Source organism: Bacillus coreaensis (genome assembly GCF_050586445.1).
Classification (GTDB): Bacteria; Bacillota; Bacilli; order Bacillales; family Cytobacillaceae; genus Robertmurraya_A; species Robertmurraya_A coreaensis.
Genome location: NZ_JBOCCY010000010.1, coordinates 78580 through 101825 on the forward strand (window position 1 = coordinate 78580; position 23246 = coordinate 101825).

General features: G+C 39.1%; 16 protein-coding genes. 11 read left to right on the forward strand and 5 right to left on the reverse strand.

Features of this window, described 5'->3' with window-relative positions; translation table 11 throughout:
• Positions 1-32: 32 nt before the first annotated feature.
• The 3 genes from ACQ5H4_RS15705 to ACQ5H4_RS15715 all read right to left on the reverse strand — a co-directional run bounded on the left by ACQ5H4_RS15705 (position 33) and on the right by ACQ5H4_RS15715 (position 5041).
• Complete coding sequence (locus tag ACQ5H4_RS15705) at positions 33-887, reverse strand: amidohydrolase family protein (protein WP_430775951.1); 855 nt, start codon at positions 885-887, stop codon at positions 33-35.
• An 11-nt stretch (positions 888-898) separates the two neighbouring features.
• On the reverse strand, positions 899-3961 hold the full coding sequence (locus tag ACQ5H4_RS15710; RefSeq protein WP_430775952.1) for a GNAT family N-acetyltransferase: 3063 nt from the start codon (positions 3959-3961) through the stop codon (positions 899-901).
• A gap of 363 nt (positions 3962-4324) precedes the next feature.
• Positions 4325-5041, reverse strand: coding sequence for a 3-ketoacyl-ACP reductase (locus ACQ5H4_RS15715; protein ID WP_430775953.1), 717 nt, complete (start codon positions 5039-5041; stop codon positions 4325-4327).
• 325 nt (positions 5042-5366) lie between these two features.
• On the opposite strand from ACQ5H4_RS15715, the gene ACQ5H4_RS15720 reads away from it, so the two are divergent.
• The 5 genes from ACQ5H4_RS15720 to ACQ5H4_RS15740 all read left to right on the forward strand — a co-directional run bounded on the left by ACQ5H4_RS15720 (position 5367) and on the right by ACQ5H4_RS15740 (position 10462).
• Positions 5367-6356, forward strand: coding sequence for an SIS domain-containing protein (locus tag ACQ5H4_RS15720; protein ID WP_430775954.1), 990 nt, complete (start codon positions 5367-5369; stop codon positions 6354-6356).
• Between the two features lie 82 nt (positions 6357-6438).
• Positions 6439-7719, forward strand: a complete 1281-nt coding sequence (locus ACQ5H4_RS15725) for an ABC transporter substrate-binding protein (RefSeq protein WP_430775955.1) — start codon at positions 6439-6441, stop codon at positions 7717-7719.
• A gap of 103 nt (positions 7720-7822) precedes the next feature.
• Complete coding sequence (locus ACQ5H4_RS15730) at positions 7823-8701, forward strand: carbohydrate ABC transporter permease (protein WP_430775956.1); 879 nt, start codon at positions 7823-7825, stop codon at positions 8699-8701.
• A gap of 39 nt (positions 8702-8740) precedes the next feature.
• Positions 8741-9592 (forward strand): carbohydrate ABC transporter permease, encoded by an 852-nt coding sequence (locus tag ACQ5H4_RS15735; protein ID WP_430776003.1) that lies wholly within the window; start codon positions 8741-8743, stop codon positions 9590-9592.
• A gap of 48 nt (positions 9593-9640) precedes the next feature.
• Entirely contained in the window at positions 9641-10462 is an 822-nt protein-coding gene (locus ACQ5H4_RS15740; protein ID WP_430775957.1) for a PfkB family carbohydrate kinase, read from the forward strand.
• Positions 10463-10495: 33 nt separating this feature from the next.
• On the opposite strand, the gene ACQ5H4_RS15745 is transcribed toward ACQ5H4_RS15740, so the two are convergent.
• Both ACQ5H4_RS15745 and ACQ5H4_RS15750 read right to left on the reverse strand, forming a co-directional pair.
• Positions 10496-11224 (reverse strand): UTRA domain-containing protein, encoded by a 729-nt coding sequence (locus ACQ5H4_RS15745; RefSeq protein ID WP_430775958.1) that lies wholly within the window; start codon positions 11222-11224, stop codon positions 10496-10498.
• 152 nt (positions 11225-11376) lie between these two features.
• On the reverse strand, positions 11377-12582 hold the full coding sequence (locus ACQ5H4_RS15750; protein ID WP_430775959.1) for a nitrate/nitrite transporter: 1206 nt from the start codon (positions 12580-12582) through the stop codon (positions 11377-11379).
• Positions 12583-13212: 630 nt separating this feature from the next.
• Between ACQ5H4_RS15750 and nirB (ACQ5H4_RS15755) the strand changes: the two genes are divergently transcribed.
• The 6 genes from nirB (ACQ5H4_RS15755) to ACQ5H4_RS15780 all read left to right on the forward strand — a co-directional run bounded on the left by nirB (ACQ5H4_RS15755) (position 13213) and on the right by ACQ5H4_RS15780 (position 23242).
• Positions 13213-15573: a nitrite reductase large subunit NirB gene (gene nirB, locus ACQ5H4_RS15755; RefSeq protein ID WP_430775960.1), complete on the forward strand. Its 2361-nt coding sequence runs from the start codon at positions 13213-13215 to the stop codon at positions 15571-15573.
• A 39-nt stretch (positions 15574-15612) separates the two neighbouring features.
• Positions 15613-17757, forward strand: a complete 2145-nt coding sequence (gene nasC, locus ACQ5H4_RS15760) for an assimilatory nitrate reductase catalytic subunit NasC (RefSeq protein ID WP_430775961.1) — start codon at positions 15613-15615, stop codon at positions 17755-17757.
• Positions 17758-17903: 146 nt separating this feature from the next.
• Positions 17904-20318, forward strand: a complete 2415-nt coding sequence (gene nirB / locus ACQ5H4_RS15765; protein WP_430775962.1) for a nitrite reductase large subunit NirB — start codon at positions 17904-17906, stop codon at positions 20316-20318.
• Between the two features lie 28 nt (positions 20319-20346).
• Positions 20347-20670 carry a nitrite reductase small subunit NirD gene (gene nirD / locus ACQ5H4_RS15770; RefSeq protein ID WP_430775963.1) on the forward strand — a complete coding sequence of 108 codons (324 nt, stop codon included), beginning with the start codon at positions 20347-20349 and terminating at the stop codon, positions 20668-20670.
• 292 nt (positions 20671-20962) lie between these two features.
• On the forward strand, positions 20963-21820 hold the full coding sequence (locus ACQ5H4_RS15775; protein WP_430775964.1) for a MurR/RpiR family transcriptional regulator: 858 nt from the start codon (positions 20963-20965) through the stop codon (positions 21818-21820).
• Between the two features lie 33 nt (positions 21821-21853).
• A complete protein-coding gene (locus ACQ5H4_RS15780) occupies positions 21854-23242 on the forward strand; it encodes a YjiH family protein (protein WP_430775965.1) in 1389 nt (462 codons plus the stop codon).
• Positions 23243-23246 lie beyond the last annotated feature (4 nt).

Below are 23246 nucleotides of genomic sequence, written 5' to 3' on the forward strand. Positions count from 1 at the left end.
GCTGCCTTATTAAACATTAGGCAGCTCTTTCTTCATTTAACAAACGGTTGAATCCTTGGAAAAACCTTTAGTGCGGTTTCATAAAACACCTGGCTATGATACTCTTCTGGAATTAAGTTCTTGATGAACTCAATATACGGGGCAATAGGCACTAAGGGCCAATCCGTTCCGAATAGAAGTTTGTCATAAGAGTCTGCAAATACCAATGCGTGACGTAAATGATCAAGGAAACGACCTTCGCTTTTTTCTGCTAGGTCATTCTTTGTTCCGACAACTAATCCAGATAAATCTGCAAAAACATTTGGATTTTTATAAATGATCTCTGCACCAGTCAGTGTCCAAGGGTCCCCAAAATGAGCCATCATAAAATTCACATCACGATTGTCAACGGCAACTTCATCAATGGTGAGTGGATGGGAATATTTTAAATAGCCCCTTTCTGAATACGTATCGCCCGTATGAAAAACGACAGGAAGATGGTGCTTTGCCGCCAGTCTATATACAGGTTGATAAACAGGATCATAGGCATAAAACGGATAATAACCAAGATAAATTTTAATTCCAACTGTTTTCGGATGTAATAACATCTTTTCTAAACGAGTGAGTGCCTCCTCGTCTAGGTTGTACGGGTTGATTCCAGCACAGGTAAAGATAGAAGGAGACAATTCATCGGTTAAATCTAGCCCCATTGGAGTTTGCGTTTCGTAATCAGGAAACCCCATTTTAGCTGTTTCTGTTAACCCCATTCCTATTCCAAGTATTACTCCTGCTTCCTCAAATTCTTTGAGGATACCTGAAGGTGAATAATCAACAAATGAAATTTTGTCAGCTGTTTCTTGAAATGATTTTATGTTTGATAGATGGATGTGTGCATCGATGATTTTCATAAAAACTCCTTTTAAAATTGGATGTTTCGTAGTTTTTGGATAGCCTCTGTTGGTAGAACTCGCTCATCAAACAGAAAGAATAGGGGAGCAGTCTCTTGCTTCTCCTTTTTCGCAAAACCTGGCTGAGCAGCAACTAGTTGAAAGACTTCTTTATTCATATATGCTTCGGTTTCTTCACTATTTGAACTTGGAATCACATAAAGGTTTTCTTTTTTTGTTTGTGATTCTATATAGGATTCTTGTGTCAGGTACATGGGTAATTCCTGCTTACCAGCACGATACTCTGTGGTGCCACTTTTTATGGAGAGGTTCGGTAATGCTTCTCCACCGAGGAACAGGTCGGTCAACCATTTTTCTCCATCCAGCCATTTCCCTCCATCATGCATGACCTGTAAAAATGTTGCTAAAACAGGAATGCCCGGAAGCATTAAATAATACTGAATATACTCGACATTTTTCCATTGTGAATGCTCCTCGAATTTTGTGTGAATCGCAATTCCTCTCCATGTATTTCCTTTACGATCACAGATATTTGTTGTTGAAATAGTTGATTTTTCTTTTAAAAGAGAGAAAGTGGTAATTCCTTCAGGAGTCCATTTCATTCCTCCTGCCCATGGATTCCACCAGCTTTTGGCGGTTCTTTCAGGATACTCAGTATCTAGCCACTCAAGCCCGTTTACTTTCAAGGAATACAAACCTGGATAAAAATCAGCATTTGCTTTTATCGCTAAGCAACCATTCGCTACAACTATTGACCCATCTGACTCTTTACTAAAGGAAATGTCTCCACGTGGTGATAATAGTAGACTCTCAAAATTTGTTCGGATTCCTTCTTGTTGAAAATGAGCTGATAGATGAGAAACAGGATTATTAAATGAGAGCTGTTGTTCAAAAGTAATAGAGTTTTTCTCTTCTTTTGCCTGTATACTCCTTTTACAGACAGGAGAGTGGTCACAAACTATCTCAAGCGTTCCATTCAAATAACTGTTTCGATAAGTCTTTAATGTGAAGGTAGGTGATGAACTAGATGGCACAATCATTTGATTTACCTCGAGCTGAAGTTCGTTGGTAATCGGTTGTGGCTCAAGTACCTGTCTTTTCTCAGCAAAAGTTTGAAATTGATTTGCTTCCTGGAAGGAGTCTAATGCTACTATGATTTTTTCTGTAGTAGCCTTTGCTCCAGGTTTCATTTCACCAATTATTTGCTCAATGACAAACTGCCAACCTTCTGGTGCTGCATGGTTATTCTTTGGCCAAGTTACCCCAACCGATTCTCCTTCAGTCTTGGAAAAATACCAATTACCTGTTATCATGGCTGGATTTAGGTCTCCGAACTCAAGTGGACGATCTTTCGGAAAATAAACAACTCTTTGATCAAGTGGGAAATACGTGTTGCCGAGTTCTTGGTATACAGGCTGACTGATAGCGATATTTTGATAAGTTGTTGGATGTACATTTTCAACCTCAACCCACTGGTGAACAATTCCGTCTCCAAAGAGCTGGAGACACTCTGTTAAGTAGATTCCTGGATATTCCCCCGATTGTAAGACGAACTTAATCAAGGTAGAGGAATCATCAGTATGCCAGGCTACTGATGTAGGCTTCTTTTTATTGAATTCGTTTGTATATGGTTTTCCAAGCTTAGGTGCAAGAAATGCAAATGATGGTTTTTTCTTTCTAGCATTCTTTTTTAGTTGGACATTAAGATCTAGTTTTCGAATGTTTAACTGACTATGGCCATTGTATATGTGCCAGAAAAGTGTTGATTCTCCACCAAATTTCTTCCCTTCACCTTTGAAAGCAACCGATATTTGCTGTTTAAAAACGAGTACATGATTGTTAGTCTTAGTTTGAACATGAATAATAGGATCGTAAAAGCCGTGCTTTTTAACAGTAATTGGTATGGAAACCGTTTTTCTTCCTTTAGCAGGAACTGTAACTTCGTATGTTTTTTGTTCTAGACTGACTAGGTCATTCTCAGGGATGGTAAGAACAAATTCTGTGGTGTGAGATAGATTATTCTTTAGCTCAAGATGAAACTCTGATTTTGTATCTAAGAAAGCAAAATTCCCTTCATTGAATGTTTCAAGCTTAGCAGGTTGCATAGGGAAAATTCCAAGGCTCATTTCGCAAGGAACACCATTAATCTCTACGGTTATTTGAATGCTTGGGTGAGTTCGCCAAATACTAGGCTCTTCACCTTTTCGTATAGTAAAAGGCTCTGAGAGTGTCAAATTCTTTTCTATGTTTAGTTTTCCGGTGTTGAGTTGATATTCGACTCGATCATTTTTCGTTCCAGTAGCTTGAAAGGAAAGAGGGGTACCGGATTTGTTTACGACTTTTAATTGATAGGTATGTTCCATTTCCTCAATCACTTCATGGTGCTCCATGGAAAGCTGAACGAGGAAGTCATCGGTTTCAATTAGGGTAATGCCTCGAGCTGTCCGCTCGAATTGTACTCTAGCGTTCGTCTCGGGTGAACTCCAGCTATATTCGTAGAAGGTAAACCCGTTTTCTTTCATTCCATCTGGCTTCACGTCAATTTGTCTCGTACTAGCTTCGTACCAGTCTATTTTTTCAAATAGTGGCTGAAGCAGTGGCGTATTTAATACCTGAGGAATGAAGTTCATCAAATGAGTAATATCATCACGATCCTCCCAAAAGAAGCCGCATTTTTTATAAAGGGGAACAGCTTTTGTATTGCCTGGCCACGTATACAAATCAAGACGAGGCCAATCGAGTTCGATCGTTTTTTCAAGAGCCTTCATGACAAGCATCTTGCCAATTTTCTTTCCATGATAATTCGGAAGAACATTGAGTAGAGGGATGTATAAAGAGCCAGTATCCTCCTTATATTCAGATAATCCGCAATAGCCAACGACTTCATTTTCATCTAGCGCTAGGTAAAGCTCAATATTTTCGGAATTGGCTTCCTTTGTTTTTACTTGTTCTTCGGTCATGACACGAGTGTCGCCACCCCAACTGTCACGGCTTAAATTCCACATTTTTGCTACCCCTGCGGCTAATCCTTCGTGATAACTTACGATTTGGATCCCATTTTTTACAGATGGCATATAGTTTCTCCTCTCACTAAGTAGATTCTTCCTTTTTTATTTGAACTTGCTTTTCTTTTATTCTTACTTGAATCATCTTACATCTCCTCCTTGTATGTATTAGGAATGTTTTTCCATCCCAGTTTCAATCGTAACCGCTTAAATTTTCAAAGTAAAGAAAATTCGGACTACAAATTATGTGCAAATACTAGGGCTAAATATAGACCCTGACACGAAAAAAAGCGAGAGTCTCAGACTCTCGCTTTTTCCATTAAGTGTCCACCCCACGCGGACAAAACACATAAATCTGTCCACGAACGGTGACAGACACCACAAAAAGACAAAAGGGGTGATTTGTCCACGGAGGGTGTCTGACGCCGCTTTTTATGGGTTGGTGGACCAGAGGCCGGCTGATTTTAGGAATACGCGTGGGTGTAGCTTTAGGCCGGATACGATTAGGTCTGCTAGGTCTTCTGGCTGCATTACATTTTCTGGGTTTCCAGAGATTAAGTTTGCTTCCGCAGCGAGGTCTGTTACAACTGTGCTAGGTGTTAGACCGACCACACGGATGTTGTGCTTACGAACTTCTAAAGCTAACGACTCTGTTAAACCTAGTACACCAAATTTAGAGGCACTGTATGCACTTGTTACAGGAGCGCCTTTTTGACCAGCACTAGATGATATATTGACAATGTCTCCAGCTTTTCTTTCAATCATTTCTGGTAAAACCGCACGTGTAGTGTTGTACACGCCCATGAGGTTCACTTTAATGATGTTTTCCCATTCTCCAGGGGAAAGGTCTAAGAAACCGCCAAATTTAGCTGTTCCTGCGTTATTAATTAATATATCTACAGCTCCAAGTTCTCCTCTAATTTTCTCTACTGCAGTAGTAATCGACTCAAGGTTTGCCACATCAGCTGTTGCGACAGCTACTTTCACATTAAACTCACGCAACTCCCCAGCTACTTTTTCAAGATTAGAAAGGGTTAATCCTACTAATCCAACATTTACTCCTTCTTTTGCAAGAGCTATGGCTGTAGCACGGCCAATTCCTCTTCCTGCACCAGTTACAATCGCTGTTTTTCCATTAATAGATTGCACGTTTACCACTCCTTTTTCTTGTGTAATGTAATTAAATATATCAGGAACCCTTCAATCTAGCCATTGAGACAACTTTTTGATTCAAAATGGTAAAGACAGACTTATTTACTTTGTACAAATCATGTCAGCTTTAGTCTATTCCTTAAGTAAATTGCCGAATAAAGTCGAAAGAATTATCTGAAAATTCCGTTGACGAAGTAGATGGGCTAGGATATAGTAGAACTAAGATATAACAATATATAACGTCCTATAATGTTGTATATTGAATGAAGGGAGGATAGGCAGTACCCCATACTAAAAAAATCCTTAGGAGGCTTATAAAAATATGAGTACTGAACTAATCGTAGATGTGAAAAATCAAATCAAACATGCGCTTGAGGAAGTTGAGAAAAAACAAATTGATAATGTCTTTTTTGTAGCTTGTGGGGGTTCATCTGCTTTAATGTACCCAAGTAAATACGTCATTGATCGTGAAGCGAAAAAGCTAGATGCACATCTTTATAGTGCGAATGAATTTATTCACCGTAATCACGCAAAGTTAGGAGATACTTCTCTAGTAATCTTATGTTCTCATTCTGGTACAACTCCTGAAACAGTAGAATCCGCTAAATTTGCCCGTGCGAAAGGTGCTTTAACGATTTCTCTAACAAATGAACCAACTTCACCTTTGGCTCAAGCTTCAGAAGTTGTCCTAAAGTATGAGTGGGGCCCAACTGCTAATGCATTTGCTACAAACTACTCTGTTTTGTATCAACTAGTCTTTGGAGTCCTTAAGGTTGTAGAAAACAATGAGAAATTTGCAACAATTGAGAAGAGCCTCGAAAACCTACAAACTGTTTTTGAAAAAGCTGCTTCCAAATATCATGATGCTGCTGTAGAATTTGGAAAACAGTATAAGGATGAAAAAGTCATCTACACGATGGCTAGTGGTTCAAACTACGGTGTGGCATACTCTTTCGCGATTTGTATTTTAATGGAGATGCAGTGGGTTCATTCTCATGCCATTCATGCGGGTGAGTACTTCCACGGGCCATTTGAAATCATAGATGAAGAAACACCATTTATCATCCTTCTTGGTCTAGATGAAACTAGATACCTTGAGGAACGTGCCCTTGAATTCTCCCAGCGTTATGGCAAGAAGCTAATCGTTTTGGATGCAAAAGATTTTGACTTTTCTGGAATTGACGAAGAGGTTCAAGGATATATTGCTCCACTAGTATTGAACCACGTATTAAGAAGATACGCAGAAAACTTGGCAGAACAGCGCAATCATCCATTATCTACAAGAAGATATATGTGGAAAGTAGAATACTAAAATCTAACAGGAAAAGCGAAGAGACCTTCGCTTTTCCTCTCATTGCTAGATTAATAGAAAAAAATCTTGAGGGGGCAGATTCATGAAAAAGTTTAAAATCTTTAGTATTATCGCCGTATTAATTCTCTCAATGCTCGCAGCTTGTTCCTCATCTAGTCAAACAGCTTCAGAAGACAGTGATACTGTCGAACTTCGTTTTTTCCACAGATGGCCTACAGAACCCAAAAAGCAATACTTTGAAGAAGCAGTTAAAGAGTTTGAAGAGCTACATCCGAATATAAAAATAAAAACCGAAGCGGTTTTGAATGACTCGTACAAGGAAAAAATTCGTGTTGTTTTAGGTTCAAATAATCCTCCTGATGTTTACTTTTCTTGGAGCGGTGAGTTTGCTTACAATTTTGCAAGAGCTGGACAATCCCTAGACTTAACAAGCTATGTTGAGGAAGATAAGGACTGGTCAGGTCAAATCATTGAATCCCAATTTGGTCCATTTACGTTGGATGGAAAGGTATATGGAATTCCTTGGTCCACAGATGGAAAAGCCTTCTTCTATAATAAAAAGGTTTTTAACGACCTAAACCTTGAAATCCCTACCACATGGGAAGAGCTCCTAACTGTCTCTGAAAAAATCAAGGATGCAGGAATTACTCCAATTGCCTTCGGAAGTAAGGCGCCATGGACGATTTCTCATTATATTGGATCACTAAATGAGTATGTTGTTCCGGAAGATGTTATTGCAAAGGACTATAGTCTAACTAATTCAGATGGAGAGTTTACTCATCCTGGTTATGTAACTGCCTTGGAAAAATTCATTGAATTAGAGCCATATTTTAATCAAGGAGTGAACTCCGTTGACCACCAGTATGCGAGAGAGCTATTTAACGGAGGAAAAGCAGCGATTGGGTACTTTCAATTAGCTGAAATTGGTTTGATAGAGCCAAGTCTCGGTGAAGATTTAGGTGTATTCAATACTCCATTCGTTGAAGGTGGAGAAGGAAATCCAAGCTCAATTACTGCTGCCCCAGAAGGAATTATGATTTCTTCTAAAACAAAGCATCCTGAAGAAGCAATGGAGTTTATCAAATTCTTAACTTCTAAGGAAAAAGGAATTGAACAGTTAAAAGAGGTAAGTGAATACAGTGCGGTTAAAGATACAACAACTACTGAAAACGGTTCAGCTCTTCAACAAGAAGCGATCGATCTAATCGTGAATGCTGACAAGACGTACTTATGGTTTGATACGGCTGTAGACATCAAGATTGTTGATGCGTACTTAAATGGTGTTCAACAGATGTTAGATGGAAAAAAATCAGCTGAAGACGTGATGAAAGATGTTCAAAAAGCAGCGAAAGAGCTGAAATAATAGTTTAAAAGAAAGGTAGTGTAGGGGACCGAAACTACCTTTCTTTCATAAAGAAAAACAAGAAAAGGGTCGGAAAGGACCTAGAAAAAAAGAGGTGAATACAATGACACTTAGGAAAATGGCTCCCTATTTATATATTGCCCCTTGTATTTTATTAATGGGATTGTTCGTTTATTATCCCATTGTAGAGAATTTCCGATTTGCTTTTTATGAGTTTTCTGCTTTTGCTCCAGATAAGGTGTTTGTTGGATTCGAAAATTTCCTTGCTCTGTTTCAGGATGAGGTTTTTTATATAGCTTTAAAAAATAATATTTGGTACGCAGTTATCTCAATCGTATGTCAAGTATTCGGCGGGTTAATTTTAGCTGCCATACTAGAGGATCCTTTGACTAGATTGCTAAGTGGTTTTTTCCGAACTGCTTTCTTCCTTCCAGTAATCATATCCATTACGGTAATTGCTTTATTGTTCAGCTTTGTTTACAACCCGGACATTGGGATACTAAACAGCTTTCTTCGATTGCTCGGTCTCGAAGAGTGGACAAGGGCATGGCTTGGAGAATCTGAAACAGCTATTTTCGCCGTAATCGCTGTATCACAGTGGCAAAGTATTGGGTATATCATGATGCTTTTCATCGTCGCTATTCAATCTATTCCTCAAGAGCTGTATGAGGCAGCTGATATTGATGGTGCGAATAAATTTTACAAGTTTCTTCATATTACAGTTCCCCAGGTAAAAGAAATGCTTTTTGTAGCAACATTAATTACATTAACAGGTGCATTTACGGTATTTAATGAGCCGTATATTTTGACAAGTGGCGGACCTGGAAATGCAAGTGAAGTGCTTGGAACGCTTCTCTACAAATCAGCCTTTTTTAGAGATGAGATGGGGTATGCATCTGCAATAGCGACCATTATCTTACTACTTTCGTTGGCGGCAGCCATGATTCAAATGAAACTATTTAAGACAGGGAAGGAGGATTAATAGATGGAGACAGATAAAATAACATCAACCGACGTTTCTATGCAATCAATCAAAGTTCGTTCCTATAAGAGTAAAAAGATTGCAGGAGCGATTCCACTGTATACCATATTAATCTTCTATTTTATGATTATTGCCTACCCATTGTTTTGGATGGTCATTAATTCCTTTAAAACGACTGAAGAAATTTTCTCAAACAGTTGGGCATTGCCGACAACCTGGCTTGTCTCAAACTATGTTCATGCGTGGAATACTGGAATATCCGAGTACTTTTTAAATAGTACCATTGTTACGCTAAGCACCTGTTTATTAACGGTCTTCATCAGTGCTCTTGGAGCGTACGGTTTAACTCGTTTTCAGTTTAAAGGTAAGAAGCTACTATTAATATTGTGTATGGGTGGAATGATGCTATCTCCGCAAGTGAGCTTAGTCCCCTTGTATAAGCTTATCCAGGCAATGGGTATTCATGACACTTACTTAGCGCTCATTCTCCCCTATGTGGCATACCGTATTCCGATTACTGTGCTATTAATAAGAGCTGCTTTTCTAGAGGTTCCCAAAGAGTTAGAAGAATCGGCTTTTCTTGATGGATGCTCAACATGGTCTGTGTTTACAAAAATCTTTTTGCCGCTAAACCTTCCTATTTTGTTCACAGGGGTCATTATCACTGCTTACTTTACGTGGAATGAATTTATGTTTGCGCTCATTTTTATTGATTCAGACAGTTTAAAAACCATTCCTGCAGGATTAATGCAATTCCGTGATGCATTACAAACCAATTGGGGAGTTCTTTTAGCAGGATTAATGATCTCTGCGATCCCGATTATTACTCTGTTTTTATTTTTACAAAAATATTTTGTTCGTGGTCTTGCTTCTGGAAGTTTGAAAGGATAAGAGAGTGTTAGTAAAAACAGTACTCCAATAGAAAGGAATGTAATAATAATGAAGCTACTAGCAATTGGAGATAATGTGGTGGATGTATATTTGGATCGAAACGAGATGTTTCCAGGCGGGAATGCGTTAAATGTTGCCGTATTAGCGAAGCAATACGGAGCAGAAGAAACAGGATTTATTGGAATTGTTGGAGACGATGCGGAAGGTGACCACATTATTGATTCTTTAGAAAAGAATCATGTGAATATAAGTCATATCCGAAGAGCTTATGGAGAAAGTGGAAAAGCGTATGTGGATATTGACTCAACTGGGGACAGGGTTTTCGTAAAATCAAACAAAGGTGGTATTCAATCGAAGCTACGATTGAAATTGGATCCATCCGATTTTGAGTATATCAAAGGTTTTGATGTTCTTCATACCAGCATTTATAGCAGTCTGGATGATCAACTTCCCCTGATCAAACAGCTATTACCGATTTCCTATGATTTCTCTAATCATTTTACAGAGGAGTTGCTAAAGACGGTATGTCCACATATCACTTTTGCCTTCATATCTGGTAGTGACTTTGGTGACAAGCAAATCGAGGAATTAATTAACAAAATTCATGGATATGGCACGCATTATGTGATTGTTACCCGAGGATCTAAGGGAGTGATCATGTCAGATCGGACACAAAGTTATATACAGGGAATAGAAGAAGCAGATGTAATAGACACGCTAGGTGCTGGTGATTCATTCATAGCTGGGTTTCTAACTAGTTATTTAAACCACCATACAATAAAGCAGTCACTTCAACTAGCTGCAATACGGGCGGCACGTACTTGTGAAGTGAACGGAGCATTTGGTTATGGAAAACAATTAGTAAAATAAAGAAAAGGGACTGGCTGGTAGTCAAGTCCCTTTTTACGTGGTTATTGTATAAGCGATAACCGTAGTTAAATTTTTAAATGTAGAAAGATGAATAGGTACTTTATTCTTATCGTACACGATTTTGTCAATATTGAATAAAATCTCACCAATTTCGCAATTTAGGTGTTCAGCATCTACAGAAGAGGCAGGGATTCCAGTAATCGTTTTTTTCGTTGTAATGTCCTTCATATCCACGTGATAGATGTTACTCAGGACATCATAGGTGGACTCGTAATCAAATATATGCTCTTGAATGTTAGGAAAGCGCTCTATCGGATAATGGGTTAAATCAAGAGTAAATGGCTCTTCCTCAATATACATTAATCTTAAAAGTTTGAGTACTGGAGCACCGACCTCTATTTGAAGATCTTCTGCAATTTTCTTCGATGCTTTTATTTCTTCACAAAGAAGAACTTTCTTGCTCGTTTTCTTTCCGAGTTGTTTGCTAAAATCCGAAAAACCTTCGATTGTTACTAGTTCGCGAGCAACCTTTTTCCTAGCAACGAACGTACCTTTTCCTTGTTTTCTTTCCAATAAACCTTCATCAACTAAATCTTGAATCGCTCTTCTAACCGTAATTCTGCTTACACCATAAATATCACAAAGCTCCGCTTCATTGGGAATTTGCTGACCTGGTCGATAGGTATTCTGGCCAATTGCTTCTTTTATCGTGTTAAATAATTGTTCGTATAATGGACGTGAACTAGAACTGTTTAACTTCATAGGAGAACTCCTCTCAAAGTATAAATCATTATATAATATTATATAACATTTATAGGAGAAATGTATATAATTAGTCTGAGGATTTCGAATACTAAAGTAATAAAAAAAGCTCTGGCTTGCAATAGAAATGCAAGCCAGAGCGTTTAAACATATTAAGCTTTTATAGAAGACTCTTTTGGTGCCCATGTCTTTTTCCAAGACATCTGTGCAATGATTAAGACGAGTAAAGCTAATACACCAATACCTGCATATACAAGGAAACCTGTTGCATACGTGCCTGTGATTTCTCTTAACGTTCCAAGGATATTTGGAATAAAGAATCCACCTACACCACCAGCTGCTCCTACAATTCCAGTGACCATTCCGATTTCTTCCTGGAAGCGTTGTGGAACCAGTTGGAATACCGCTCCATTGCCCATTCCTAAACACATCATACCGGCAAATAACAGCAAGGTAACAAGAGTGATGGAAGGTAGCTGACTAACTCCCAGCATGGTTAGAGCGACACCGATAAATAAGAAGGTTAATAGACGAACGCCCCCAATCTTATCGGCAATAAATCCTCCCACTGGGCGGAAGAAGCTTCCTGCTGCTACGCAAAGGGTAACAAAGTCTCCGGCTCTTACTCTTGAAAGATCATATTGATCAACGAAAAAGATACTTAAAAAGCTAGATAGTCCTACAAATCCACCGAAGGTAACACTGTATAACAAACAGAAGTAAAGGGCATCTTTTTGTTTAAAAACATTAAAGTATTCTTTAAGTGGTTTTGGTGCTGGCTGGGAAGGAGCATCTTTTGCGATAAGAACAAAGATGATAAACACAATAGCAAGAGGAATCAGGGCAACCCCGAGTACATTATGCCAGCCAATTTGTTCAGCAAGGCGGGGACCAAATAAGGTTGCAAATAAAGTCCCGCTATTTCCCGCTCCAGCAATCCCCATTGCTAACCCTTGTAAATGGGGTGGATACCAACGACTTGCCATTGGTAAGGCTGCTGCAAAGCTAGCACCAGCTACTCCTAATAGTATTCCGATAAAATAAATCTCCGTTAATGTTGTTCCAAACAACCAACCCCATAGAAGTGGAACCATTGTAACGACCATTCCAATGATCGATGTTTTCTTCGGACCAATTCGATCGGTTAAAACACCAAGAACGAGACGGAAGAATGATCCACCAAGAATAGGGATCGCTACAATTAATCCCTTTTGCGAAGGGGATAGACCAAAGTCTTTGGTGATATAAACCCCAAGTGCCCCTAGTATTACCCAAATCATAAAGCTCACATCAAAGTACAGAAATGAAGCAAATAGCGATGGTGCATGTCCACTTTTTCTTAAATTTGCTAACTTCATAGTTACTCTCTCCTTTTAATAGATATGGTATTTCAAATATGTTACCAGCCAATATAATTTTTTCGAGAAAATAAAATCTTACCTAATACATAGAAGAACGAGAAAAAACCTATCTTATTTGTCATTGGAATTCCTCCCTTGTTTAGTGTCCAGCTCCAGCGCCTAGCCCCTCGATGGAATAATATAAAGCCATTATTCCTAGGTCATAAGCCAAATCTCTCCAGAAGACAAGGCGCTTTTGCTTTTCTGTTTGTCAGAGTTTTTACCATCTTTGTCTTGTTAAAGAATAGTATGTATGCTCTTGCTTTGTCTCAAAAGATGTTAGCTAATCTAACACAGAAATTTATTGGAATTTTCAAATGTCTTGAATTTTTATACTTGTAAGCGCATTACAAAATAAACGAAAAAGCGAATGATCTTTTGGATTTACTTCGCAATTCGAAAAATAAGCATACCGTAGGATTGCATAAAAATACTGCCTATTAACAGGATTTTTATAGTAAATAACACCCAAATAGTACATATCGTGTTAGAAAATGTAACAGGTTAAATTTCATTTCAGTAGATGTATGAAATAATAAAACGAAATTTGGTTTGAGCATCCATCTAAGGTTTGTTGGGGGTTATAACATGAAAAAGCAAAAGTTAGTTATGGTCGGTAATGGTATGGCTGGAGTTCGTTGTTTAGAGGAGATTCTTAAAACAGGTTCTGAAATGTTTGAGATTACGGTAATTGGGAGCGAACCACACCCAAACTATAACCGAATCCTACTTTCTTCGGTACTTCAAGGAACCACACAGCTTGAAGAAATAACCATTAATGATTTTAAGTGGTATGAGCAGCATCATATTCAACTTTTTACGGGAGAAACCGTTGTTGCTATTGATCATAAAAGCCAAGTAGTGATGACAGATAAAGGTCGCAGCTTGTACTATGACCGATTAATATTGGCAACGGGTTCTGTTCCTTTTGTTCTTCCCTTACCTGGGGTGGAGAAAGAAGGGGTCATTTCTTTTCGAACCATTGAGGATTGTCAAAAGATGCAGGAAACAGCAAAGAATCATAAAAAGGCAGTTGTCATTGGTGGAGGATTGTTAGGGTTAGAAGCTGCAAGGGGACTTTTACACCTCGGGATGGAGGTATATGTCGTTCATATTAGCGGTTTCTTAATGGAAAGACAGCTGGATGAAACGGCAGCAAAAATGCTACAAGTAGAACTTGAAAAGCAAGGGATGAAGTTTCTATTAGAAAAACAAACAGAAGAAATTTTAGGCGATAAACGTATTGAAGGACTCCGTTTTACGGATGGAACATCGGTTGAAGCCGACCTGCTTGTTATGGCAGTTGGTGTAAGACCCAATGTTCATTTGGCAAGAGAAAGTGGTATAACAGTTAATCGGGCGATTGTCGTAAATGACTTTCTGGAGACGAGTATTCCCAATATTTTTGCTTTAGGAGAATGTGTGGAGCATCGTGGTATGGTATATGGCCTTGTGAAACCACTTTATGAACAGGCAGTTGTCTTAGCGAAGCGTATTTGTGGGGTAGATGGACAAAGTTATGAGGGGACTGTGTTAGCCACTCAATTAAAAATTTCAGGTGTTGATGTGTTTTCTATTGGAGCTTTTCAAGAGGACCCTGCAAAAAAGTCAATAAAAATACACGATGAAGTGGAAGGTACTTATAAAAGGCTTGTATTCCAAGAAGATAAAATCATTGGTGCGGTTCTCTTTGGGGATACGAGTGACCGTACGAAATTACAAAATATGATACTTAAAATGCAAGATGTATCTGATATGGAAAAAGTGACTATTTTTCAATCAAGTGGATCGGGTACAGCAGTTTCCTCCATGGCAGCAACAGAAATAATCTGTAATTGTAATGGAGTTTCTAAAGGGACAATTATAGAAGCGGTTCAAAGCCAAGGTTGTTCTACTGTAGAAGACGTAAAAGCATGTACAAAGGCATCCGGCTCTTGCGGAGGATGTAAACCGCTTGTTTCAGAGCTATTATCTTATATTCATAGTGATGAATTTGATGAAATGAAGATCGAGAAGCCTGCGATGTGTAATTGTACAAGGTTAACAGAGGATGAAGTTGTACATGAGATGCAGGTACAAAATTTATCCTCTGTTAACGAAGTCATGCAAGCACTGAACTGGAAACACAGAGAAGGATGTTCCAAATGTGTTCCTGCTTTAACGTATTACTTAAGTATGATCAATCCAGAGTATGAGAATGTCCAAGAAACATTATTTGTAAACGAAAAGATGAATGCAACATTGCAAAAGGATGGAACGTACTTTGTCGTTCCGCAAATGTATGGGGGAATGACGAATCCAAATGAGTTACGAAAAATCGCGAATGTGGCAGACAAATATGGTGTGTCAGAGCTAGCCATTACTAGTGAGCAGAGAATTCATTTGATGGGTCTAACAAAAGATGAATTACCAAAGGTATGGAATGATTTAAATATGCCTTTAAGTGCCACATACGGGAACAGAGTTCAGAATGTGAAGACGTGTATTGGTGAACATATATGCCAATGTGATAAGCGAAAAGCTCTTCAGCTCTCAGCAACTCTAGAAAAGAAACTTGAGTATCTTATCACTCCGTATCGATTGAAAATAGGTGTCTCTGCCTGCTTGCATAATGGTGCTGGTTCGACAACAAAGGATATTGGCATTATTGGCACGAAGCGTGGCTGGGAAATTTATGTGGGAGGAAGCAGCGGTCGAAGTGTTAGGGCCGGTCAATTATTTACAGTTGCTGAAACAGAAGAAGAGGCAGTTCATTTCATTGGTGGTCTAGTCCAATACTACCGAGAAACGGCTAATTACTCGGAAAGAACATGGGAATGGGTGGATCGAGTGAGCTTATTGCATGTGAGAGAAGTACTTTTTGATTTTGAACTCCGTCAGCAATTGTTAGAACGACTAGAAGGGGATTCCTTATTGATGAAGGGACCTAAAGATGTTCCTATTTTTTAAAGTAAATTCTAAAGAGTATAAAGGATTGAGGGTGATGATGTGACTGAAATGCTATTAAAATACTTTCGAACAAAGCAAAATCATGTAGAGTCGGAGAAAACATATGACTCACAGTGTCCATTCTGCAGCATGCAATGCAAAATGCAGCTCATAGAGCAATCAATTGTAACGCGCAAGAAATTTACCACTGTTGGTCTAGATAATCCAACTACACAAGGAAGATTGTGTGTGAAAGGCATTAATGCCCACCAACATACTTTTCATAAAGACCGATTAAAGTACCCGCTCATAAAGGTAAACGGGGAATTTGTTCGTGCCACATGGGAAGAGGCAATAGCAGTCATTAAAAGTAATATTCAGTCCATTCAAGAACGGAAGGGAAAAGACGCAATGGCGGTGTATGGAAGTGCCTCCATCACGAACGAAGAAGCCTATTTGCTCGGAAAGTTTGCTCGTGTCGCGTTACAGACAAAGTACATTGATTACAATGGTAGACTTTGTATGTCATCTGCCGCTTCGGCTGCTACACAAACCTTTGGGATGGATCGAGGATTTACGAATAGCATAAGTGAAATTCCGTCTTCTCGCTGTATTATTCTTGCGGGAACAAATATTGCAGAATGTCAACCGACCATCATGCCTTATTTTGAAAAGGCAAAGGAAAGCGGTGCTTATATTATTGCGATTGACCCTCGTGAAACGGCAACAACGAAACTAGCAGACTTGCATATTAAGCTGAAGCCCGGAACAGATGCCGCTTTTGCTAATGGAGTCTTAAAGGTAATTATTGAAGAACAGCTTTATAACGAGAACTTTATCATAGAAAGAGTTAATGGATTCGAAGAAGTAAAGGAGAATGTATCCTCAATGACTCTTGAGGAAATCGAATCCTTGTCCGGTGTTCCGATTGAACAGATTCGTAAGGTAGCCCACCGCTTTGCAAAAGAAGAAACAGGAATGATTTTTACGGCACGCGGAGTAGAGCAACACACAGATGGTTCCGCAGCAGTTAGGAATTTCCTAAATATCTTACTGTCAGTTGGGAAAATTGGAAAACCAGGCTGTGGGTACGGAGCGATAACTGGGCAGGGAAATGGTCAAGGAGCAAGGGAACATGGACAAAAGGCCGACCAACTACCTGGTTATAGACTCATAGAAAATGAAGACCATCGAGCTTATATTGCAAAGGTATGGGGAGTAAACGAAGCTGAGCTGCCGAGAAAGGGTGTCTCTGCTTATGAAATGTTTGAAAAAATTCATGACGGTGACATATCCGGGATGCTTTTAATGTGTTCTAACCCCATTGTCTCTAATCCAAATGCACATTTTGTGGAGGAAGCCTTACAAAAACTTTCTTTTCTTGTTGTGGTTGACTTATTCGTATCTGAAACTGCTCGATTAGCAGATGTTATTTTACCGGCTTCCTCTTACTTAGAGGATGAAGGAACGATGACCAATGTGGAGGGGAGAGTCACGTTAAGAGAGGCAAGTTATCCTTGTCCAGAAGAAGTAAAGCATGATTGGCAAATTCTTTGCGAAATTGCTCATGCGATTGGGAAGGGGGAGTATTTTCCTTTTGAATCAGCGGAGGATATTTTTAACGAACTTCGGATTGCTAGTAAAGGTGGAATTGCTGATTATTATGGAGTGACTTATGAGCGACTAAGAGAAGAAAAGGGGCTGTTATGGCCTTGTCCAACTTTAGACCATAAAGGAACAGTCAGGCTTTTTGAAAGTTCATTTGCTCATTCGGATGGAAAAGCAAAGATGGTCTCTGTTTCTAATGTCGCCCCTGTTACAAAGGATCAGATATGTGAAGAGTTTCCACTTTATTTAACAACAGGACGAGTGATGTCTCACTATTTAACAGGTGTTCAAACACGTAAAAGTGCGTCATTGGCAGCAAGAAATGTGGAATCGCATGTGGAGATTCATCCGGCGACTGCTTTAAAATATGGAATTCATGACAAAACTCTAGTGAAAATCACGTCAAGGAGAGGAAGTATTGTGGTACGGAGTAAGGTATCGGACACTATTCGTCAAGACACGCTGTTTGTTCCTTTCCACTGGGCCAATTCACAAAATGTGAATTTCCTTGTCGGAAAGGAATTGGATCCAACCTGCCGTATGCCTGGATTTAAATTAAGTGCGGTAAAAATAAGCTCAGCCATGGATATTGTATGACGATTAATAGGAGTGAATTGCTCTTTTAATATTCGGAAAATTCGGTTTACGAACTAAATAGTGTGTGAGGTAATCTAACATGTTAAACAATTTTACACAAATCATGTGTTACAGTTTAAGAAACTTTCTTGGGGAGGCGCGTTAATTTGGCAAAGAAAAAACTCGTTCTTGTTGGTAACGGTATGGCAGGAGTCAGAACCATAGAAGAAATATTAAAGCTTACAAAGGAACAATTTGAAATTACGATTTTCGGTAGTGAGCCACATCCGAATTATAATAGAATCCTACTTTCAAAGGTTTTACAAGGAGACACAGAGGTAGCTGATATTACGCTTAATGATTGGAGCTGGTATGAAGCCAATGATATTCAGCTTTATACAGATGAGACCGTGGTTAAGGTTGATTCCGATCGAAAAGTAGTCGTTACTGATGCGGGGAGAATCGAACCATACGATGAAGTGATAGTGGCGACTGGTTCAGTTCCTTTCATTCTTCCTATTCCAGGTGCAGATAAGGAAGGTGTGACAGCTTTCCGAGATATTAAGGACACAGAAATCATGCTAAAGGCCTCTAAAAAATATAAAAAAGCAGCTGTAATCGGCGGAGGATTATTAGGACTTGAAGCGGCAAGGGGACTTCTAAACCTTGGGATGGAGGTAAATGTCATCCATCTAGCTCCTTATTTAATGGAGCGTCAGCTTGACCCAATGGCTGGAAAAATGTTGCAAGCAGAATTAGAAAAGCAGGGAATGACGTTTTTATTAGAAAAACAAACACAGGAGATTTTTGGAGAAGAGCGAGTCGAAGGTTTGCGTTTCAGTGACGGAACGGAAATTGAAGCGGATCTTGTTGTTATGGCGGTTGGTATCAAACCAAATATTTCTCTAGCAGTAGAAAGCGGGTTAGAGGTAAATCGGGGAATTGTTGTAAATGATTATATGCAAACAAATATCCCACACGTATATGCGGTTGGGGAATGTGCAGAACATAACGGAATTCCATACGGACTTGTTGCCCCGCTTTATGAACAAGGGAAAGTATTAGCGAAAACCATTTGTGATACAAAGACGGAGCCGTATAAAGGTTCTGTATTATATACCCAGTTAAAGGTATCAGGAGTTGAAGTGTTCTCTGCAGGTGATTTTACGGAAGGCGACGATAAAAAGGCTGTTAAAGTTTTTGATGAGCAAGACAGCTATTATAAGAAGCTCGTTCTTCGTGGAAATCAAATTGTTGGTGCGGTTCTTTTCGGAGATAGCAGCGATGGAAATCGTTTGGTTTCTATGATTCAAAAGCAGGCTGACATTTCAGACACAATGAAGGTTTCCTTGCTGCAGCCAACTGGCCAAGAGGCAGGGGCTAGTCTAGTAGCAACGATGAGTGATGATGAAATCATTTGCGGATGTAATGGAGTCTCAAAAGGAGCGATCGTTGCAGCTATTCAAACACAAGGCTGCTCATCTGTTGATGAAATTAAGGCCTGTACGAGCGCTTCCCGTTCTTGTGGTGGCTGTAAACCACTCGTAGCAGAAGTTCTTCAGCACACCTTAGGTTCGTCATTTGATACCTTGCAACAAAAAGAAGCAATCTGCGGATGTACGACTCTTTCTCGTGATGAGGTAGTAGAAGAAATCAAAGCAAAAGGGTTAACACATGTAAAAGAAGTTATGTTTGTACTTGATTGGAAAACCGAAGAGGGTTGCTCGAAATGTCGTCCAGCTCTTAACTACTATTTAGGCATGGTCAATCCAACTGGATACGAGGATGAAAAGGAATCAAGATTCGTTAATGAACGTATGCACGCAAACATTCAAAAGGATGGAACTTATTCTGTCGTGCCAAGAATGTATGGTGGAGTGACAAATGCGAATGATTTAAGAAGAATTGCTGATGTGGTTGATAAGTATGAGATCCCACTCGTAAAGGTAACCGGTGGACAACGAATCGACTTGTTTGGGGTAAAGAAGGATGATCTTCCAAAGGTGTGGGAGGATCTTGATATGCCATCAGGATTTGCTTATGGAAAATCACTACGTACCGTTAAAACCTGTGTGGGTGAACAATTCTGTCGTTTCGGTACGCAAGACTCAATGGGACTTGGTATTCAGTTAGAAAAGAAATATGAAGGTCTTCAAACACCTCATAAGGTAAAAATGGCGGTCTCAGCTTGTCCAAGAAGTTGTGCTGAATCAGGGTTTAAGGATATTGGATACATTGGCATTGATGGTGGCTGGGAACTTTATATTGGTGGAAATGGTGGTACACATGTCCGTGGTGGAGATCTTCTTTACAAAGTAAAGACTGAGGAAGAGGTTATCGAGATTACATCTGCATACCTTCAATATTATCGAGAAACAGCGAACTATCTGGAGAGAACATCTGCTTGGGTAGACCGAGTGGGTTTGAATCATATCCGTGAGGTATTAGATGATACAGAAAAGCGTAAGGAGCTAAGTGCTCGTATGGATAAAGCCTTATCTGTAATTGAGGATCCGTGGAAGGCCATTATCGAGGACAAAAAGTTGAAAAAAGAACTGTTTGAAACAGTGGTCACATCGTAATACAACGATCAAAGGAGGAGATCTTCGTATGGTTAATAAAAACATCAGTAAGGTATTAATCAGCTCTATTCAAGAGCTGCCAGAGCGCTTAGGGAAAACGTTTCATGTGGGAAATATAGAGGTGGCGGTATTTAAACTCTCCAATGGAACGGTTCGTGCAATAGAAAATCGTTGTCCTCATAAAGGTGGCGTCTTAAGCGAAGGGATTGTCAGTGGTGATTCGGTCTTCTGTCCGATGCATGATTGGAAGATCTGCTTAGAGGATGGATTGGTTCAAGCACCGGATAAAGGTTGCGTTAAAACCTATTCTACGGTAATTGAAGGAGAAGACGTGTTTCTTCTTATTGAATAGTGATTCTATGCATACAATGAAGAGGGGTTCTCCACGTTGCTTACAGGGTAACGGAGAATTCCTTTTCCTTTTGTTTGAATATTTATTAGGTTATATAAATAAAAACACAAATTCAACTTGAAAAAGTATTCTTTTATGCATTATAATTCAGAAGGTAGTTGGAATTATACATTAGAAGTTCTTGTTATTTTAAAAATTCGGAAAATTCCACTTGAATATGAAGTATTTTCTGCTTTAAAATGGAAAAAGGAAGTTTTTCCTTCACCAAATCCAAGAAGGTGACGAGACTAGTATGGAACAAAAGACGGTAACACAAATGATTAAAGGAAACTTTTCGGCATTATCTTCAGGTCAAAAGAAAGTAGCAGAGTTTTTGCTAGAGCACTTGGATGAAGGTTCGCTGCTCACTGCTTTCCAAATTGGGCGAAAAGTGGGCGTTAGTGAAACAACTGTCATTCGCTTAGCGTATGCACTAGGCTTTAGTGGCTACTCAGAAATGCAAGAAACGGTTCGAAGAGAATGGCTAACACATGTTCAACCAGGAAAAAGCGAAGGAAAACCTTCAAGTAGAGATGGCATTGAAGAAAATCAGTTGTTTCATCAAATCATCGAGAAAGAGAGCCAAGTTCTTAATCAATTGCTTAACCAGTTAGAAATAGAACAAATATGGCGAGTGGTGGATGTGCTTCATCAATCAAAGCGAATTTTTATCGCTGGTTTTGGTAGTTCATATGCCGCTGCTTACTGGTTGTATTACGCCCTAAAACAGATGAGAGAAAATGTGCTTCTCTCTAACCCAAGTGGATTTTTACCTGAAGAACTATGTGAACTTGATGAGCAGTCGACCGTTATTATGTTTTCCTATCCTCGTTATCGAAGAGAATCACTTAAGCTAGCAAACTATGCAAACAATCAAAAAGCAACCCTCATAGCGATTACAGATCGGCAGCTTTCGCCTATTGGCCAGCTCGCACAATTGACCCTAACAACAGAGGAGCATTTGGAATCGAGTCATCATTCGATTGCTTCGGTGATTGGTTTGCTTGAGGTGATTATCTCTGGATTATACAAAAGGGACAAAGAAAACAGCCATGTCCGTCAGAAGAAATTAGAGCAGCTATATTCCGAGCAAAATATTTTTTTAGAATGAAAAAGTAGTTACTTAAGAGGAGGTTAACCCTATATGACTAATGCTTCAAATGTTAGAGTGGAAAGAAAGGAAGCTTTACAAAAGTCCTTTTCTGTTCAAGATTATATGAAATTTATCCTACCATCCTTGATCGGTATTATGCTATTTATTATTCCCATTTCAAATGGTGAGGGAATAACGATACCAGTTGCATTCTTTGCCAGTCAATTAAATACCCTTTTTGTTGATCAAATTCCAGCCTTTGCAACTGGTGTCATTATTTTATCTGTTTTAGGTTCACTTATTGCAGTTTTGGCCAAGCCAAAATTTATTATCAATAATTCCTTTTTAAATAAACTGTTAAATGTAAGCAAATTTTGGTTGATTGCACGTGTATTAGGGGCCATTTTTACAGTGATCGCACTTACGAAAGTAGGACCGGAATTTATTTCCTCAGAAAATACAGGAGGAATGTTACTGTTTAGCCTACTTCCGATTTTATTAACGACTTTTTTACTTGCAGGATTTTTATTGCCACTTCTTTTAAACTTTGGGTTGTTGGAGTTTTTTGGAGCATTAACCATGAAGATTATGCGACCAATTTTCAAGTTACCTGGACGATCTTCTCTTGACTGCTTAGCATCATGGGTAGGGGACGGGACAATCGGTGTACTGCTAACAACGAAGCAATATGAGGAAGGCTATTATACCAAAAGAGAAGCAGCGGTTATTGCTACAACTTTCTCCGTTGTTTCCATTACTTTTACCATTGTGGTTATTCAATACTTGAATCTTGATAAATACTTTCTTCATTATTATGCTACGATCGTTATTGCTGGATTAGCAGCAGCTGTGATTATGCCACGTATTCCGCCGTTGTCTAGAAAAGCTGATACAGGTTATGAGCATGCTACGTTAGTAAAGGAAACGAGTATCCCAGCTGGTACATCGTACGCAAAATGGGGATTAGCACAAGCGGTTAGTAAAGCAAAGACAAATACAAGTGTGAAGGCAACATTAAAAGAAGGACTTCAAAATGTACTAGATATGTGGATGGGTGTACTACCAATCGTTATGGCTATTGGAGTCACAGCTTTAGTGATTGCAGAATTTACTCCGGTGTTCTCCATTTTAGGAAAGCCATTTGAGCCGATCTTAACGTTAATGCAAATCCCAGAAGCAGACCAGGCTGCTCAAACGATGGTTGTTGGATTTGCGGATATGTTCTTACCAGCCATTATTGGTAGTGGAATCGAGAGTGAATTAACACGTTTTGTTATTGCATGTGTATCCGTTACACAACTGATTTATCTTTCTGAAATGGGCGGATTACTACTTGGATCAAAGCTACCTGTTAGCTTTAAAGACTTAGTACTAATCTTCTTGATTCGTACGGCCATTACTTTACCGATTGTTGCCATTGCAGCACATATTATTTTTTAACTAG

Excerpts from the sequence above, each read along its gene's own strand:
- ACQ5H4_RS15710 (WP_430775952.1), bottom strand. The coding sequence starts at position 3,961 with ATGCCATCTGTAAAAAATGGGATCCAAATCGTAAGTTATCACGAAGGA.
- ACQ5H4_RS15720 (WP_430775954.1), top strand. The coding sequence starts at position 5,367 with ATGAGTACTGAACTAATCGTAGATGTGAAAAATCAAATCAAACATGCG.
- ACQ5H4_RS15705 (WP_430775951.1), bottom strand. The coding sequence starts at position 887 with ATGAAAATCATCGATGCACACATCCATCTATCAAACATAAAATCATTT.
- ACQ5H4_RS15725 (WP_430775955.1), top strand. The coding sequence starts at position 6,439 with ATGAAAAAGTTTAAAATCTTTAGTATTATCGCCGTATTAATTCTCTCA.
- nirB (WP_430775960.1), top strand. The coding sequence starts at position 13,213 with ATGAAAAAGCAAAAGTTAGTTATGGTCGGTAATGGTATGGCTGGAGTT.
- ACQ5H4_RS15750 (WP_430775959.1), bottom strand. The coding sequence starts at position 12,582 with ATGAAGTTAGCAAATTTAAGAAAAAGTGGACATGCACCATCGCTATTT.
- ACQ5H4_RS15730 (WP_430775956.1), top strand. The coding sequence starts at position 7,823 with ATGACACTTAGGAAAATGGCTCCCTATTTATATATTGCCCCTTGTATT.
- nirD (WP_430775963.1), top strand. The coding sequence starts at position 20,347 with ATGGTTAATAAAAACATCAGTAAGGTATTAATCAGCTCTATTCAAGAG.
- ACQ5H4_RS15775 (WP_430775964.1), top strand. The coding sequence starts at position 20,963 with ATGGAACAAAAGACGGTAACACAAATGATTAAAGGAAACTTTTCGGCA.
- ACQ5H4_RS15780 (WP_430775965.1), top strand. The coding sequence starts at position 21,854 with ATGACTAATGCTTCAAATGTTAGAGTGGAAAGAAAGGAAGCTTTACAA.
- ACQ5H4_RS15735 (WP_430776003.1), top strand. The coding sequence starts at position 8,741 with ATGCAATCAATCAAAGTTCGTTCCTATAAGAGTAAAAAGATTGCAGGA.
- ACQ5H4_RS15740 (WP_430775957.1), top strand. The coding sequence starts at position 9,641 with ATGAAGCTACTAGCAATTGGAGATAATGTGGTGGATGTATATTTGGAT.
- ACQ5H4_RS15745 (WP_430775958.1), bottom strand. The coding sequence starts at position 11,224 with ATGAAGTTAAACAGTTCTAGTTCACGTCCATTATACGAACAATTATTT.